Consider the following 532-nt stretch of genomic DNA (forward strand, 5'->3'; position numbering starts at 1 on the left):
ACTTCACCGTCGACGAAGCAGCCGGCACCATGACCTGCCCGCACGGACTCACCCGCAACATCACCACCAAACGACGGGTCACGTTCGGCGCCGCCTGCACAGGCTGCCCCCTCCGGCACCGATGCACCGCCTCACCGCGAGGACGCAAAATCGTTCTCCACGAACATGACGCGCTGCAACGGCAACACCGCCAACGCGCSAAGAACCCGGCCTTCCAGGACGACTACCGCACCCACCGGCCCATGGTCGAGCGGTCCATCGCATGGCTCACCCGCGGCAACCGACGCGTTCCCCATCGCGGCATCARCCGGAACAACGCCTGGCTCCAGCTACGGATCGCGGGACTGAACCTCCGCCGCCTCCTGAAGCTCGGACTCACCGCGGAACAGGGATCCTGGGCCATCGCTTGAACCGGAAACCAGGACCAGGCCTCTCACAGCCAGCCAAAACAACACCCCCTACCCGGCCAACAGGCACCAAAAGCCCGGAACCACCCAAAATACTTCAACCCCAGAAACCCCAACCCACAAAA

Annotated in this window: 1 protein-coding gene; it reads left to right on the forward strand. The window is 64.3% G+C overall.

Features of this window, described 5'->3' with window-relative positions; genetic code table 11:
• Positions 1–410, forward strand: a 410-nt coding sequence (locus tag AC1DKD_RS41915) for a transposase (RefSeq protein ID WP_477144820.1), incomplete at its 5' end; no start/stop codon positions are given.
• Positions 411–532 lie beyond the last annotated feature (122 nt).

This window comes from Cupriavidus sp. 05T313 (assembly GCF_056396665.1).